Genomic DNA, 17,416 nt, shown 5'->3' on the forward strand with positions numbered 1-17,416 from the left:
TACTTTGACTTTTTTTGCGCTGCTTTTGTCATTTTTTTCTGCTGCGCAGGAACGCTTGGTATTCGGAAGGCGATATGCCAAATTTATTGCGAAATGCTTTGCTAAAGGTATGAATCGATTGATAGCGAAGGCGATCTGCAATCAGGGTAATCGTCATCTCTCCCCGCTTCAGCCATTCAATCGCCTGCTCGAAACGTTTGCGATCGAAATACTCCTTAATCGTCATCCCCACTTCCTTCTTGAAAATTTGAGACAAATAAGGATAGCTGTAGTGCAGTTCCTCTGCTACCTTGCTCAATTCCGAGATATGAAGCAAATTTCCATCGATGAACTGGAGAACTTCATAAGCGGTTTTCTTCTGCGCATCCATCTGCACATATGAGGTTGATTTTAAGGTATGGCGTTGTTGTTCGACAAAGTTGCGGTAGGCGAGCACAATGATTTGGTGCAGATACATATTAATCATAATTGCGGAGTATTCGTTCAGGTTGTGAAGCTCATCCAATAGACGAACGAAGGGCGCTTCAATGTCGAAGCGGTCCACTGCCACAGGATGCTGCACATGATCAAAAAGCTCCCGAATATGCGCCAAGGAGTATCCCTCTCTTGCCTGATCATCAAAATTGAACCCGATATAAAAAAATCGAAAGGGATCGGTCGGATCTGCCTCGCCATTATGCACTTCATTCGGTACATTCAAATAGATGTCCCTCTCCTGTACGGCATAGGTCTGGCCATTCGTCGAAAAGGAGCCTTTACCAGATACAACGTAGCAAATCTCATAGCAAAACTGATGATGCGGACCAGTAGCAAAACCGGCGGCACAGCTAACATCGCCAATCTGGTAGAGCAGTACAGATTCATGAAGCTGGGGATTGTGAAAGTATGAATGATCGAATTGAAACTTAATCTGATCGCGGTCATAATAACCTTGTTTCCTCTTTGCCATCCACATGATCCTCCATGGTGAGCGTGTCTTCCTTAAAGTGTACTGGTCCCACCTGGAAATAGCAACGCCGCACAGCCAGAATCATCCGGGAAAGTCGCCTCACATTATCCCTCCGAGGTAGAAGCATGTTGCTCCGTTTAACAGGTAACAAATATCATTAAAACAAATAAATGGAAATTTTCTTTTTTTCAAATAAAATTAAAGGAATAATCATCCGTTTCAAGCCAAAAAAAGAGAGCCCTGGGCTACTATTTTTTAACGATGCCAACCTTCCCATCCTCTACGACTACTTCATATTTGAGCAGCCGTGGCTTTCCTTCCACCAAGCTCTTTCCTGTCATAATATCAAATTCCCAACCATGCCACGGACATCGCACAATTTCACCAACCCTGCCGTAATTATATTCATACACCCCGGATTCCAGGTTGGTTCCGCCCACCGGCCCTTTGCAAATCTCCGCCCCTTGATGCGGGCAGTTATTCAATAGAGCATAGTACTGATCCTTTATGCGATAAATAACGATCGATTTGCCGGCAACCTCTACGACCTTTTGACTGCATGCTGTAAAGTCGCTAATCTCGGCTACGTAATGTACATTCATAACAATTCCCTTTCTAGAGGCCGTACAGCTGCTTTGCATTAGAGTAGAAAATTCGTTCTCGTGCTTCTGGTGTCAACCACCGCAAAATTTGATCAGGCGCATCAAAATCCCAATGCGGATAATCGCTGGAGTACATAAGAACATGTTCCGCATCAATCATATCGAATATTTGCTTTAAATGACTGTGTTTCTTAGGCTCCTCAATCGGCTGTGTCGTAAACAGACAGTGCTCACGAATATATGTACTTGGCAATTTTTTTAGCCATGGCACCTGTGAACGAAGGGCAGTAAAGTTTTTGTCCAGTCTCCACATCAAGTGTGGCAGCCAGGCAATTCCGCCTTCGATAAATACAAACTTCAACTTGGGAAATTTCTCGAATACGCCCTCACATACGATACTTGTCAGCTGCGCCATGAAATTTTGAGACAAATTCGTATGCCATTCGATATACCAGCTCGGATATCCTGCCGCAGTAGGGGGATTGGATTGTCCTGCTCCCTCTGCACCGGGATGAATCGCAATCGGCAGCCCATTTCTTTCTGCAGCTTCATAAATCGGGTGGTAAAACCTCTGTCCCAGCGGCATCCGCGTTGCGCTGCTTAATACAACCTGTACAATGCCTGGGTGTGAGCCCAATCTGTCGATTTCGCTTGCTGCTAGTTGCGGATCCAGGAAGGATACGAGCAATGAGCCTTTAAACCTTGGATCCTTGCTCAGCCAGTGATCGATCATAAAATCATTATAAGCACTTGAAAGCGCTGCTGCATAATCAGGGTCATGTCCGACGGATACACTGAACAAATTTCCGGTTAAGATCGCATATTCTACATGATAAGGCTCAATAAGCTGGCTGATTATGAAATCCGGATCAGATCCGACAGGCCCCCCATTGGCTGGCACTGCATCTGCTCTACCGACTCCAACTGGTGAGTAATAACCCGAATACATTAAACCGAGCCCTTCATCTATTACCCGCTTTTTCCAATGCTCTGGCAAGTAAGGAAGCAAATCAAGATGGCTCTTTAAAGCATTATGAACATCACAATCAATAATTTTCATCTTTTCTGCCACTATTTTTCCTATCCCCCTCCTACAGTTGTCACAAGAATGTATAGCCATTATAATAAAACCAAAATCAAAGAACCATGAATTAATGCGTCACACTTGAACTATTCAATCATTTTTAAAAAGAAAATCATGTTTCCTACGAACGCGAAACGGGGAATAACCTAATGTTGGAGATCCGAAATATCGTCTATGACGATATGATTGAAAATTGGCGGTTTCTTGCTGAACCTGCGCCGCATAATATTCTCATTTACATCGTACATGGCAAAGTAGTCTATCAATTAAATGGAACCGACGTTATCTTGAGTAAGGGAGACGTCTTATTTGTACAAGCAGGCACTTTACGCGCTGCACACAATGACAAAAGCGGGGCGCATCAAAAATACGCCGCCCATTTTGATTTTACCGCTAATATCCCTCTGTCCAAATTAGCGATTCCGGCAGAGGGCTTTCTGAAAATGAAGCTGCGAAATACTGGCTATTTTCGGCAAAGATTCTCCATTCTGCTTTTGCAGTGGTACGATACCTACAGCAAACAATCTTTCATATGCGACGGTATTCTATTGGAGCTGCTTGGCATAGCTTTTCGCAAAACCGATAATGAAAAGATATCTGCACAGGCAGAAGAGCTGATCTTGAAAATTAAAGATTATATTTTTCACAACTATACCAAACCTTTACGGCTTACGGACCTTGCCCAATTCGCAGGAAAATCTCCGAATCATATTTCAAAAGTGTTCAAGCAAGTGCTTGGACAGACGCCAATCGAATACATTAACGAAATAAAAATTGCAATTGCAGAGGATTTGCTGACAAAGACGACAATGACGGTAACCCAAATCTCCGATCATTTGGGTTATTGTGAACAATCCTACTTCCATCGCATCTTCAAAAAGCATACCGGAAAATCTCCCTCCTATTATCGCAAAGAGGTAAAGCAATCCTAAGAGCGAATGCGCATCTGTTTTTCATGTATAAAAAGGGATCCCGGGAGATCCCCTTTTCCTTGATATATAAGGGGTTATGATACTGAACTCGAGCGTAATCAAACTATGCTATCTTTCCGATTTGACGCCAATCCGCTCCAACGGCTTCGCATTGCCATATACAGGCTTCGCTCTATGTTGACGAGTACGAGCTCATCCGGTCTATACAATGGATAACAAAAAGGCTTCTCACCAAGTTTGAATCCGAACCTGTGAGAAGCCTTTTTTCGATGTTGTAAAAATATGGTCATTGACTACCCCTACACTGTCAGTGGCGCGTGAGGGTTTTGTAATTGAAGGCATCTGCGCCGAAAAGCCTTGTGACGTGGCTTTTTGTATTTTATTATTTTGCTCTTCGTTGAATCGTCCATATGCGAATACATCTCACTCGGTTGTCACTTTACAGGCTCTTGCTCCATTCGTCCACTCTGCGGTAACTTTCTTCCTCGGAAATATCCTCAATTCGAGTCATAATCGACCATCTAATTCCAAACGGATCCAGGATGCTGCAGTATCGATCCCCTGAAACAAAGTTCGCAAGCGGCTCTCTGACTGTTGCTCCGTTGTCTACGGCCAGTGCAAATGTCTGGTCTGCATCGGGCACGTAAATTCCTAAAGAATAACACGCATTGCCTTCCCCCGGCGGCAAAACTAACCGATATGCAGGATTAGCAGCTCCCAGCTGCAAAAATCCGTTGCCAAAATCGATATCTGCATGAACAATAAGTTTATTGCCGTCATCGCCAATTTCTGTCACACTTTTCGCCTTTGCCTTAAATACGGTTTCATAAAAGGCGATCGCCTCGGAGGGGTTGCTCACGACGATAAATGGCGTAAGGGCGGTGTAGCCATTAGGCGTCCCATTGTTGGTATACTCCCCTGTCACACCCGCATTGCTTCGATTATTGGTCATTTCCATACCTCCAATTAGTAAAGTCGATGTCAATCGCCGCCGATCTGATCCGGATTTTGCATCGCATTCCGTATTGTGAAATCGACTAACATTTGCTAGTCTTCATTATAGGGGTACATGCTTCTGATGTATTGTAAAAAGGCGACAACGACATCCCCTTTCTGTCCCATCCAAACAATAATTGGATAACAAATGTCTTTAAGGGAGGAAGCTATCATGAGCGATGAAAAAATGATTCACCCCATTACCATGCATTTGTGGTTTGACAAGGAGGCGAAAGAAGCCGCGGAGTTCTATTGCTCCGTATTTCCGGATTCCGGTATTACGAGCACAGCGACCCTTCACAATACGCCTTCAGGCGATTGCGATCTCGTTTCTTTCAACGTCCGGGGGCAGCCGTTTATGGCTATTTCGGCGGGGCCATTCTTTAAGTTCAATCCTTCAATCTCGTTCATTGTTAATTTCGACCCGTCCCGGGAAAAGATTGCGAGAGATAAAATAAATGAGGTGTGGAATAAGTTGTCCGATGGCGGCATCGCGCTTATGCCGCTTGACAAGTACCCGTTCAGTGAACGGTATGGCTGGGTTCAGGACAAGTACGGTGTTTCATGGCAGCTCATGCTGACGAATCCCGGTGAAGAGCCGCCGCCTGCGATTGTCCCCTCCTTGATGTTCACGGGCGACAACTGCGGCAAAGCGGAAGAGGCCCGCGAGTTCTATCTTTCAGTGTTCCGCACTGCCAAACCCGGCGCCTTACACCGGTATGGACCCGAACAAGAGCCAAACAAAGAAGGAACGGTTATGTTCACCGATTTTCTTTTGGAGAAGACCTGGTTTGCGGCAATGGACAGTGCGCTGGAACATTCGTTTAACTTCAACGAGGCGATTTCCTTGTTGGTCAGTTGCGAAACGCAGGAGGAGATTGACTACTATTGGGAAAAGCTTTCCGCCGTACCCGCGGCCGAGCAATGCGGCTGGCTAAAAGACCAATATGGCGTTTCGTGGCAGATCTCTCCCGCCCGGCTGGATGAAATGATGACCAAAGGCACGCCGGAACAACGCAGTCGCGTCACGCAGGCGTTCTTGAAGATGAAAAAGTTCAACATTGATGAATTGCAAAAAGCATTCCAAGGGGAATGAGCGTACAAGGTGGCATTTGCCATACACCAATGTAAGATTATACTCGATTCTGTACCTTCGCTCCTTGCGCCTCGGGGGCCCTAGTCAGTTTTGATTGTATGCTGATGAGCAACTCGACGAAGACTTTTAGCGGCAGATACAGACGCCGTACTCCTCCGTTCGAAGTTGCACTGTGTTGAAAGCCCTGTGTGACAGGGCTTTTCAGCGTTTGATGTTCTCCGTTCGAGTGCGCCGCGGCATACGAAAATGCGAAAATCTGACTAATCAGTTATAAATCTTTTATAACCTATCTATTCAGGCTCAACCTTTAAATCAGTGCTTGACTTCCTCTGACGCCATACTAACTGGATTTTATGTAGGTAAATAAGCCGGATTAGATGATGTTTCGTAATCTAACTGAAAATAATGCAGCTAGTTCGGACCAAATCGATCTCTTTCATCTCGTTCCCCAATTCTAACGGCAGTTTTTCCATTTAGATTGGCTTTCTAGCCAAACCATGCAAGAACGAACTGCAGAAATTACATTTAGTTAGCCAAGGCCAAGAATGATCTGTCATGGAAGCCTCTCAAAGTCAAGGACTGATTATGGTTCTGATAATGGCAAACTTGGTCTAGGCTCGCTCATGTCTGAATGCTACCTTTCGCCGTTCCTGACACGCTCAAAGAGCCTCTCGGCAGCCGCCGCCACAGCCATGGCCGTATCAGGCCCCATGGAATTGGTTTCCTCATAGTGGCTTCTTCCGAAAGAGTCCACGCCTCTTTCCACGTAGGGACGGGATGGATGCACAAAAAAGTCGCTTGGAGGAACGCCAGTCCTTGATCCTGCGGCTAATGAACCGCTTTCAAAACACTAATACGATCAGGTCAACGATCTGCTTACAGGGTGGGGATCAGTACTCGCAATACATACAAGCACATGTCGCTCAAATTTCCCCTTTTTTACCGTGCATCGATCGACAATCTCAAGTCCTGCCTGTGGAAGGATCGAATCCATTCGCTCAGTCGTTACGATAAGCACCCGCTGTGCCAGCCTGCAGGAACTGGATAATAGCTGCAACTTTTCCAGATCAGGCAGCACAGAGCACAGATTGTATGGCATATCCAAAATAACAACATCGTAGTGCCCTTGGAGTGATCTCATGTCGCCCAATGTGACGATGCTCTTGTACTGAAAATGCGCCAGATTCTCCCGTGCTCCAATGGCTGCGAGCGGATTGATCTCATTGCCCACGATGTCGATGCCCATCGAAAGAGCTTCGAGCAAGACCGTACCTATCCCACAGCAAGGGTCAATTACCTTGACCTGCTCGATACAAGGCACAGCAATGTTGACAATAGCTCGAGCGACGCGCGCACTTAATGCCGTTGAATATTGTCTTGGCTTATTCTGATGTTGCAGCCAAATTGGGACAGACTCCTCAACTTTACCAAAATACCAGCTTCCCTCGAGTTGTAAAAAACCATACACAACTGCAGGATTGCGAAGCTCAGCACGTCCTTGAATGCGGCTGCCCACCTCGCGCTCGATGCTCCGCCTTTCCTCGCTTGACAGCTTGATCCACTTCCCATCTGCCCCTACATGCACCGGATTCAGTAGAGCTGCCTTGAAGCTCTTCCCCTGTGTATCAAGCCCCTCAACCCGCTCAATCAATTCTCCCAGTGCATCTGCCTTGAGCAGAACCTCGAGCCTCTTTTTGACAAATGGGCTCCGGCTAGGCTCAATTTCTCGCGAGCTGAGGACATAATTGCTTGCTGAAGACAGGGAATGCTCACCACCAAGGAGACTGCGCAGCTCCATTTCACAAAGCGCTCGCTCATCCTCATGGCAAACGATCATATAAACATAGTAACGCATAAACTCATTATTCATTCTCAACCGTAAACCTCTTTCCTAGCTCTAGCCCGGTCATTAGCGTTCAAACCACTCAGGGACTTGATTCATTTATATGACTTATCCGAGACTTCATTATATCACAACACAGAAATATCCAATCAGTTAAACCTCTCGACGCGATGTTTACCACAATATGGGTTTTGGTTCGTAGCTCTATTTTACTGGGAATTTATTCATACTGGCTGACTAATTGGATTTTCTACAGGTCGTTTTATGTTTTGTTCGTTAGATAGCCGGACTAGATGGAAAACCTACAGTTAGAATGGGAGTTAGTGATGGATAGACTCGATTTGGCCCAAACTAGCTGGATGATTTCCAGTTAGACTGCAAAATCGTCTGTTTTTGGCGTATATACCTACATAAAATCCAGTTAGTTTTGAGTTTAAGGCTGAGCTCTATGTATTACTTTTTTTGGATAATCAACAGACGTGTATTTTTTACAACAATGACCAGGAGGTGCAGGGGTAAAGCGTCAAATTGTTGCACGGCATACAGCATTTCCGCCTATAAAAGGGGGTTACGCCCAGGAATGTTGTACTGCGTGCAGCAATTCCGCGGAAATCGCCTTGGCTGCCCGTAAATAATGCATCAAATAACATACAACATTTTATCGAGCCTCTGCGCTCCTTTTCTGGTTAGCATGGCCATCATCCGCCACCAACAAAAGCCCCGCCAAGCAATGGACAACTTCGGAAAGCTGTACATTACATCTGGCGGGGATTGCTTTTCTCATTATTAAACTGTTAACTGTTCAGAAGCTGATACAACATCTTGGCAAGTTCCGCCCGCGTTACATGGCCTTTCGGATCGAAACGATTGCCGCCTTTCCCGTTCATAATACCAAGCGTCTTCACTTCATTTACAGCATCAACTGCCCATGAGGATGTAAGCCCGATGTCTGCGAAAGAAGCGCTCGAGACCTCATTCTTCTTCGTTTTTCCCATGTAAGCTGCCATTCTGGCCATCATAACTGCAGCTTCCTCGCGGGTAACGGTAACCAGCGGGCGGAATTTGCCGCCGCTGCCTTGTACGATTCCCAGGGCTGCAGCTTTGGCCACATACTCGGCATAATAAGCACTTTCCGGTACATCGCCAAATGCAGGGCGGGATTGGTGGTCCGTCTCCGGCATGCCTAATGCGCGAATGACAAGCGTCGCAAAATCCGCACGCGATACGTTCTGTGCAGGGCCAAAACGATAGTCGTCTATGCCGCGAATAATATGCTTCGCCGCGAGCTTCTTAATGTACGGCTCAGCCCATCCGCCCGTTACATCTTCGAAAGCTTTATAAAACTCTAAAATTGCATATTGCGATAATTGATCGGCAGTGAAGGTTACCCTGCTGCCCTCAAATTTGCCGCCAACATAGTTCGTTTCTCCTTTGGCCAACGAATATACGCCGGCATAATCGATATTTATTTGGCGAAGCTGGTCAGCGGTCAAGGTGATCACAATTGTCACCGGTTCTTTTAGCTGCTGAAGCAAGGTCTCCTTGCCATCCTTAATCATGCGAAGCGTTAATCCGTATGCAACGCCGGTTGGCCTAAGCTTATCCTTTGCTTTGACCCAAGGGTTGTGCAGCGGCTCGGAATCTTGATTCAGCGCCTCAAGCTCCAGCACAACGGTCTCAGCATCAGCCGCCTGATCCGGCAATGATGAAGCCGGAACCTTCACCGTTACAGACGGCGTCACAATTTCCAGCAGCAGCTTGCGCTTTACCGCTTCCTGCCATGCGGCCGCATCCAGCTCCACTCTCTGCTTGGAGCCGCTTGGCACCTGATCGTCGATACGAACGCCAATCTTTCCGCTATTCGCCTGCTGCATCGCCTTCTCCATAGCTGCACGGTCCGCGATATACTTGCCATCAGCTGTTCCAGGCGCAAATTTGATGATGCCATTTTCTACAGTTGGCTGCGTTACCGGCTTAGGGTCAACCGGACCGGTTGATGATCCTCCTGAGCCGCCTGAACCGCCGTCAGATCCGCCGCTGCCACCGTCGCCTCCGCCCGGCGCGTCAGCTTCGCCCGTCTGGAAGCTCCAAATATCTGATAGCACCATGCCGCTGTTCGCATCTTCTGCTTTTACATACCATTGATAATTCGTTTGGGGGCTCAGCTTCTCCCATTTCAGCGAAGCCTCAGTGCCGCTCGGCACATCTTTGATGCTGCCGATCAGCTGATCGGTATATATTTTTACGCCGATATAGTCCGTGGCAACGCGCTTCGTTTTTGGCTGCAGGTCAAGATCAAGTGAAAACTCATCCTTTCCAGGGAATTCAGCCGGATCATAATAGTTGTATTGATTCAAATACGGTGAATAAGTTTTCACATGAAGCTTATTATTCTCGATATCGAACTGCAGAAGCCGAATATAACCGAGTCCGCCTTCCGCCGCTCCCTGGTAATCGGCAAGAATCTGATAAACCTTGCGATCCGCTATGCCGTCGCCGTCATCATCCAGCTCATCAACTTTTAGCTGCGAATCATGGTAATGGCCTGACAGCGTTGCAAAAACGTTCTTATTCGGCATGACAACCTTCTCGTAAATTTTGTCCGCAATCGGCGCGCGGTTGTTCGATACGAGCAAATATTCATGCAAGGCCAGAATCGCTTTACGTTCCGGGTAACGGGAGACAACTTCATTCATCCATTCGATTTCCTCGTCTGCAAGGCCCCAGCCCATATAGACGATAATGAAATCATTGCCGCCTGCCGACACCAGATCATAGTGGCCGCGGTTATTTTTATAGGAGCCGCCGAATGTTGGCATATCCTTGAAGCGCCAGTCGCCAAAGTACTCATAATACTTCGTATAATCGTTATTTTGGTGGCCGACGTCATGGTTGCCTGCCAATACGCCGTACGGAATGTTGGCAGCCTCCAGCACTTTCATATCCTTGTCCGCTTCTATCCATTCGTACTCCTGATATTCCTTGTCCACAATATCGCCGGTGTGAACAATATATTTCAGATTGATGCGGTCCTTGTTGTCCGCGAACCATTGTACAATGGACTGGTAAATATAAGGATAGCTTTGGGAATAATACTGCGTATCTGACATCCATCCGATCGTAAAATCATATCGGTCTTCGGTAACAGGCGATGGCGATGAGTAGGCAGCAATCTCATCTTGAACCAGGATTTGAATCGTATGGTCTTTGGCATAATCACCAGCTTTTACAGCCGCCTTCAGCTCAAAATCTTCTGTTCCGGCAATTTGGCTGTTCAGCAGCTCCCATTTTCCGCTTGAATAGCTCCATGCATACAAGCTTACTTTACGCCCTTCAAGCGAATTGCCCTTCCACTCTATAACAGCCTGGTCGGTTGCTTTCACTGTAGGATCGAGTTTGATCTCATAACGCTGGTACGGGAATTGCTCGACACTATCATTAACCAAGTACTGCCCGTCTGCAGCCCCGATTTTGACATAATCATCCTCAGTAAGCGCCTGCTCACCGCCCGGAATCATCACTTTAGGCGGCTCTGTATCGGAGGCATGCTGAAAGCCTTTGAACCCTGTTTTATGCTGGCCGTCATATTTATATCCTTTGTAGAAAGAGACGTTTAGCGCATCTCCTTCCGGGTCCTCCACCTTCACGATCAGGCTTGGATTGCTGCCGACATCGCTTTGGCCGTCTTTCGGCCCTACAAGCAGCGGCGCGTTCGGATTTTCATCCGGTACCTCGAAATGAACCGTCTTCTCGGCCGCATTGCCGGCCTTATCTATTGCTTTAATAAATAATGTGTGAGAACCGCCATCCAATTTGCCGGACGAGGTTGCATACGGCAGTGCAATAAGCTGTCCGTCCAGCTTCACTTCCACTTGCTCCACGCCAGACAGCGCATCGGAAATATCAGCGTTAATCTCGAAATTGCCGCGGTATTGCTTGCCCTCCTCCACGCTTGTCTTAATCGATGGAGCTGTATTGTCGACCATCACCTTAGCGGTTACTTCACCAGCCCCATGCTTCACCTTAATCTCATGGCTGCCATCCGCCAGTTCTGCGGTGTTCCATGCATACGATTTGGATTTCAGCATATCGGGCGTCAAAGTAAATTGGAAACCGAGCCACTCATGCTTGCCCGCACTGTCGCCCATCTTAATTTCTTTGTCGCGCTCAGCATAGAGCGGATCTCTAATTTCCGTTCCGTCCGCCAGCAAGAGCCGAATATTTTTAATTTCGAAATCGTCTTTATTTTCCTCTGGGCGCGGATCAAAAGGCGATGACTTGGACCCTGCGCGGATATAAATGACATTGTCGCTGCCAAGCTGAAGGCGCTCCGCAGGAATCGGGAAGGACAGCGTCGTATAATTCGGAATCGGGTCCATAAACGTATACAGAATCGTTTCATCGCCCAGCTCTGGCGGCCCCATCGTAATGCCGTTTTTAAAGTAATAGTCTACATTTTTGGCTTCAAATACAAAGTATGCATCATTCTCAAGCGCTTGTGTTGTGCTGCTCGCAGCAATCTCTTTGCCGTCAATGAATAGCGTTAATTGCTCTTGGCCGGCATTTTGTGCTGTGCCCTTAATAATGGCAGTACCGCTAATAATGTCTCCGTCTTTCACATTAAGCCTCAGCGGCGATTGGTCCGGCCCGCCAACAATCTCCACTTTTTTAATATTGGTTTCTACGATATTCGTTCCATCGGACACACGGAAGTAATACTCCACATAAGCTCTGCCGATCAGATCAGCAGAAGGAAGCTTGTAATGGTACAGTTTGTCGTTATAATCCTCCGTTAAATGCTGGCTGACAAAAACAGGCTGCTTGTCGGAACGGACGAAGGCTTCTACCGAAGTAATTTGCTTGTCATCTTCGGCACGAACCTTAAGATCGAGCGTTTTGGATTGATCGATCTGGGTTACGTTTGTAAATTCGGTAACCACTGGCGGGGCCGTATCGGGAATAACATGCTTAGGTTCGGCAGGAACTTGAGACGGATCTACTTTGCCCGGCGATGCCTTTGCCATGCCTGAGCTTGCTTTGATCATCGTCGAACTGCCGTTGACCGGATATTTGTATTGAATGCCCCGATCCTCTTTCGTTTCGTCGCTTTTCACGCCGCCGTCATACATTTGGTCCGCATCGTAATAGGCAGCTGAAATTTCCGTGCCGGTATTCGTCTTAATGACAACTGCACGCCGGCCTGAATTCGCCATCCCGTCACTCTTAATGATGAACAGCTCTTGATTCTCTACCAAAGCGGTATTAAAAAATGAATTGAAATCCTGGACCGTATAATCGCTGTTCGCGCTGTTCATAATCCAGAACACAACAGACTGCCCGGCCGGAATGATAAAATCCTCTTTCGTAGATGCCCATTTTACGTCCGCAGAAGGGCCTTTATCGGGATAGCGGTAATAAATCTTATAATCGTTAAAGTTTAACGGCTGATCGGTATTGTTATAAATTTCAATAAACTCGTAAGCATCCGAAGACGTGCCAGACACATTCGTTGAATTAGGCAGCAGTTCGGTGACAAGCAGATCAGGCGCCTTCTCAGAATCAAATTCAGGCATGTTAACCTGAACCGAATAGCTGACCGATGTATCCTTGACCCGAAGCTTGTATTCAAGCACAGGCTCAACCAAGGCTGCTGCAGGGATCATGGCGCTGAACTGCCCTGCGCCCTTGTCCATCATAGATACAACCGTATATCTTGCTTGGGAAGGTGTTTTGTACAGCAGCTCCATTGCCGGCAGCTTCCCTTCCTCGAAGTCGGAGAAGTTCTGGACAGAAGCGGCTACCACATAATCAGCGGCCTCTATGGAGGAAGCCGGCGTATGTACAATTACAGGCTCTACCTCCGTAGTAGCCGGAGGCGTAATTTGCTGTGTTGTTACTGTGCCTGGAGTCGCTGCCAACGTACCCGAGTCAGGCATCATAACGTTCATATTTTTACTTGCGCCTTCCGGATGACTGAAGAAAATACCTTTGTTCAATTTGACATGACTGGCCTCATAGGAAGCCGATACCACTACAGCATCGCTTCCCCGCTCCCTGATTTGCAGATTGCGCGCAGCTGTATTCGCCATGCCTCCGCCGCCTTCAATGCGGAACAAATTGACGCCTTCCTGAAGAGCAACGTCCGTGGCGAAATTCGCCACAAAGCCGTCTACTGTTTCCGCCGCATTTTTTCCGTTCATGATCCAGAAGACAACAGCTTTCTGAGCCGGAATGACAACAGGAGCTTCTTTATTGGTCATGGACCAAGGATCAACATTATTGTAGAAAAAATAATAGTTCTCAGCAAAATTGACCGGTTGATCCGTATTGTTGTAAACCTCAACAAACTCGTAAGCATCTGCCCCATTGACATTATTCGTGTCCGGCACCATCTCTGTAATTAACAGTGCGGGTCCGGTAGGGCCTGCTTCGGCTGCTGTCTGAACAGGATCGCTTACAGCTGCTTCTGTTGCCACGCCCGCAGCACCTTCTTCAGCTGCCGCACCTGCCGCCTGAGCAGGTTCCCTTACAGCTGCTTCTGTTGCAATACCTGCTGCACCTGCTTCGCCTTCCCCTGCCGCACTCGCCGCAGGGACGGCCACGCCCAGCAGCAAGCTGCCCAATGTGAGCATCGATACCCACTTCTTCAATTTCCTCGTCAAAATCACTACTTAATACTCCTCTCCTTAGATGAACCAAAATTCCATGGAATTCATCTGTGCGTCAGCTAAGGATAGCAAGTAATTATTTGCCGGGGATCAACTGTATGTTTAGATTTAGTAAAGCTTTAAATAACATTCCAATTCCCCCATGAACGCTTTTCCATACAAAAAAATCACGTCCAAGGACGTTCCTTTGGTAAACGCGGGCGAAGCCGACCTGAGCGGACCGTGGTTCCGTTATCTGTGAACAAAACAGCAAAAACGGCTTGCTCGCGGACCGTAGATCCGTTATTGGTCTCAAATCGCCGCTAAACCCCAACAAAATCGGCAAATAACGGAACGTCTGTCCGCGTAACCTCCAAATTAGCTGGCTTTCCACAAAATAACGGATCCTATGTCCGCACGACTCACAGTTGCCCGCTTCTGCGGCAAAAAATCGTTATTGCAATGCCCAGGAGGCGACAGGTTCGTGCCGCGGTACACGAAAAAGGCCGAATACAGGAGCATATTTCATCCCTGATTCAGCCTTTTTTGACCGCTTATTGATCGGCGTTTTTGCTAAAGCTAATACGATACGTACCGGAACCAGCCTCAAGAAGTACCCCTTCTTCAGTTTCGGTATAGGCAAGTATTCCTTCTGCGTCCTGGATTGCTATCCCGTTCTCAGTCATTGAATCGAGACGGGCTCCGGGCAGCCAAATCTCTGCGCTTGTATTTGCGGGTATTTCGGTACAGATCTCAATATTATTTTCCATAATATTCCACCAAACAGAAACTCTGCCATAAGCCGAATCCAGGCTTGCCCGGGCAAAGGTTAGTTCCCCTCCGTCATAGCCAGGACGGATTCGCAGCTTGCGATATGCCGGGATCGTTTCGTCCATGTCTAACCCGGCCACATAACGGTACATCCAGTCGCCGATTGCTCCGTAAGCGTAATGGTTGAAAGAGTTCATATCGTCGCTCCAGAACGATCCATCAGGCTTGATGCCGTCCCAATGCTCCCAAATTGTAGTCGCACCCTTTGAGATGGAGTAAAGCCAAGAAGGGTAGCTCTCTTGAAGCAGCAGCCTCATCGCCGTCCCGTGATAACCGTTCTCCGATAGTGCGAGGCATAAGTATGGCGTTCCGACGAAGCCGGTATCGAGATGGCAGCCTTTTTTCCATACCAGCTCATTCAAATCGGAAGCAATCTGTTTGCGGTCCTCGCCTTCGACCAATCCGAATACAAGAGGCAAAATATTTGCCGTTTGGGTTGCAGCTATCATGCTGCCATCAGCGGTCAAGAACGTTTCACGGAACCTGGCTGTAATGCCTTGGAGCAGTTGCCCGTACTGGCGGGCGTCTTCTTCTTTGCCCAGTACAGCAGCGGCATCTCTCAAGATACGGGTTGACAGTGCGTAATATGCGGTAGCGACCAATTCGACTGGGGTTGCACCGAAATAGCTGCCTTCATGGGCATCCAGCGCCAGCCAGTCACCGAAGTGGAAGCCGGTATTCCATAAATGCTCGTCATTGCCCTGTGCCCTAATAAATTCTACCCATGCCTTCATGCTCCCGTATTGCTCTTCCAAAAGACGGCGGTCCCCATAAACCAGATAGACGGTCCAAGGACAGACGGTAACAGCATCTCCCCAGGCAGAGGAGGTGTACGTTTCGTCTCCCCACTGGGGTGAAGTGTAATCACCCAATGCATTCGGGACGACGAATGGAACACTGCCCGTCTCGCGCTGATCTGCTTTAAGATCGCGCAGCCATTTTGTAAAGAAAGGACCTACATGATAGTTAAAGGCGGCCGTGCGGATGAACACCTGTGCATCTCCTGTCCAGCCCAGACGTTCGTCTCGCTGCGGACAATCTGTTGGGACGTCCAGGAAGTTACCTCTTTGTCCCCAGACAATATTTTGCTGGAGCCGATTGACCAGCGGATTGGAGCACTCAAAGCTGCCTGTACGCTGCATATTTGTATGGAGAACTTCTGCGGTGAACGCTTCAAGCAATTGCTCGTCCGACCATTCTTCTAATCCTTCTACCAACACATATCTAAAGCCTTGAAAAGTAAAATGCGGGGCGTAGTTGACTTTGCCGCCTTCCCCAGCCATATACTCGACGATTTGCTTGGCTTTGCGCAGGTTGGCTGTATAGAAATTGCCTTCCTTGTCCAGCACCTCTGCATGCTGCAGCCGAATATGAGCTCCGGCGGGCAAATCCAGCGTCATTCGCATGCGGCCGACCAGATTTTGTCCCATATCGAGCACTCTTGCGCCTGCAGGGGTTCTCACGATGGAAAGGGCAAGCAAAATTTCGGTTACACGTGTCGGTTCATTTTCTTGCGCTGCCAGTTGAGCGTATCCTAGGGGAAGGATCTCTATCCCAAACCAGTCGCCGTCAGGGAGAGCCGCGTCGCTCCAACCGTTGCGCTCTTGTCCGGCATCGTAGATCTCGCCCGCATACAGCTCCGACATACGGATGGCGCCCGTCGAAGCTTTCCATGAACGATCGGTGGTGACCCATTCTTCCGTTCCGTCCGTATACTGTATCCATAATTGCAGTAAAGCTGCTCTGCGATTGCCGTAGATGTTTCGCTTGCCGAGCCAGGTCAGTTCGCCTTTATACCAGCCGTCGCCAAGCAGGATGCCGATGCCGTTCTCGCCGTTTTTTAGCAAATCGGTTACATCATAGGTCTGGTATTGATGGCGGTCATGATAGCTTGTCCAGCCCGGTGCCAGCACATCCTCTCCCACGCGACAACCGTTGACATACAGCTCATAAACCCCGGCGGCTGTGGCATAGATTCGCGCCTTTTCAATCCCTTGCTTTGCAAGGAAGCTCGACCGCAGCAGGAACGCTTCCGGTGCATCCGGATCGATTGCTTGCGACTCAGGTGTGATCCAATCTGCCTTCCACTCTTCCGATGACAGCAGGCCGGTTTCCCACCAGCAGGGAAGGCTCCATTCCGACTCGCGGCCATCATGATCCCATGCTTTTACCCGATAGTAGTATCTCGTTCGTGAACGGACTTCCGGACCGCCATACTCTACGAGAATTGTCTGGCTGGATTCGATCCGTCCGGAATCCCAGCTCGGCGAGTCAAATCCGTGAATCGATTCCGCGGTTTGAATCCGGTAAGCCAGTTGTGTCGTTCCTCTACGATTTGCATCCAGCTTCCAACTGAAGCGGGGGACTTTTACATCGGTTCCAAGCAGCTTTTCGCGGTATTCGCAAGCTAAAGATTGGACCTTTAATTCCGCCATT

At 48.1% G+C, this 17,416-nt stretch carries 9 protein-coding genes; 2 read left to right on the forward strand and 7 right to left on the reverse strand.

Features of this window, described 5'->3' with window-relative positions; translation table 11 throughout:
• Nucleotides 1-28: 28 nt before the first annotated feature.
• From ACFQ0N_RS10095 to ACFQ0N_RS10105, 3 genes are all read right to left on the reverse strand, one after another.
• Entirely contained in the window at nt 29-949 is a 921-nt protein-coding gene (locus ACFQ0N_RS10095) for an AraC family transcriptional regulator (RefSeq protein WP_379325480.1), read from the reverse strand.
• A gap of 248 nt (nt 950-1,197) precedes the next feature.
• A complete protein-coding gene (locus ACFQ0N_RS10100) occupies nt 1,198-1,551 on the reverse strand; it encodes a Rieske (2Fe-2S) protein (RefSeq protein ID WP_379325482.1) in 354 nt (117 codons plus the stop codon).
• A gap of 13 nt (nt 1,552-1,564) precedes the next feature.
• A complete protein-coding gene (locus ACFQ0N_RS10105; RefSeq protein WP_379326006.1) occupies nt 1,565-2,611 on the reverse strand; it encodes an amidohydrolase family protein in 1,047 nt (348 codons plus the stop codon).
• A gap of 173 nt (nt 2,612-2,784) precedes the next feature.
• On the opposite strand from ACFQ0N_RS10105, the gene ACFQ0N_RS10110 reads away from it, so the two are divergent.
• Nucleotides 2,785-3,567: a helix-turn-helix domain-containing protein gene (locus tag ACFQ0N_RS10110; RefSeq protein ID WP_379325484.1), complete on the forward strand. Its 783-nt coding sequence runs from the start codon at nt 2,785-2,787 to the stop codon at nt 3,565-3,567.
• Nucleotides 3,568-4,006: 439 nt separating this feature from the next.
• On the opposite strand, the gene ACFQ0N_RS10115 is transcribed toward ACFQ0N_RS10110, so the two are convergent.
• Nucleotides 4,007-4,519, reverse strand: coding sequence for a VOC family protein (locus tag ACFQ0N_RS10115; RefSeq protein ID WP_379325486.1), 513 nt, complete (start codon nt 4,517-4,519; stop codon nt 4,007-4,009).
• A gap of 216 nt (nt 4,520-4,735) precedes the next feature.
• Here ACFQ0N_RS10115 and ACFQ0N_RS10120 point away from each other — a divergent pair, with 216 nt between their 5' ends.
• Nucleotides 4,736-5,659, forward strand: coding sequence for a VOC family protein (locus ACFQ0N_RS10120; protein ID WP_379325488.1), 924 nt, complete (start codon nt 4,736-4,738; stop codon nt 5,657-5,659).
• A gap of 859 nt (nt 5,660-6,518) precedes the next feature.
• On the opposite strand, the gene ACFQ0N_RS10125 is transcribed toward ACFQ0N_RS10120, so the two are convergent.
• The 3 genes from ACFQ0N_RS10125 to ACFQ0N_RS10135 all read right to left on the reverse strand — a co-directional run bounded on the left by ACFQ0N_RS10125 (nt 6,519) and on the right by ACFQ0N_RS10135 (nt 17,415).
• Nucleotides 6,519-7,529, reverse strand: coding sequence for a TRM11 family SAM-dependent methyltransferase (locus ACFQ0N_RS10125; RefSeq protein WP_379326008.1), 1,011 nt, complete (start codon nt 7,527-7,529; stop codon nt 6,519-6,521).
• 767 nt (nt 7,530-8,296) lie between these two features.
• On the reverse strand, nt 8,297-14,170 hold the full coding sequence (locus ACFQ0N_RS10130; protein WP_379325490.1) for an S-layer homology domain-containing protein: 5,874 nt from the start codon (nt 14,168-14,170) through the stop codon (nt 8,297-8,299).
• 533 nt (nt 14,171-14,703) lie between these two features.
• The gene (locus ACFQ0N_RS10135; RefSeq protein ID WP_379325492.1) at nt 14,704-17,415 is read right to left on the reverse strand and encodes a family 78 glycoside hydrolase catalytic domain; all 2,712 of its coding nucleotides are present in this window, start codon (nt 17,413-17,415) and stop codon (nt 14,704-14,706) included.
• Between the last annotated feature and the right edge of the window lies 1 nt (nt 17,416).

This window comes from Paenibacillus sp. GCM10027626 (genome assembly GCF_042676285.1).
Lineage (GTDB): Bacteria > Bacillota > Bacilli > Paenibacillales > Paenibacillaceae > Paenibacillus_Z.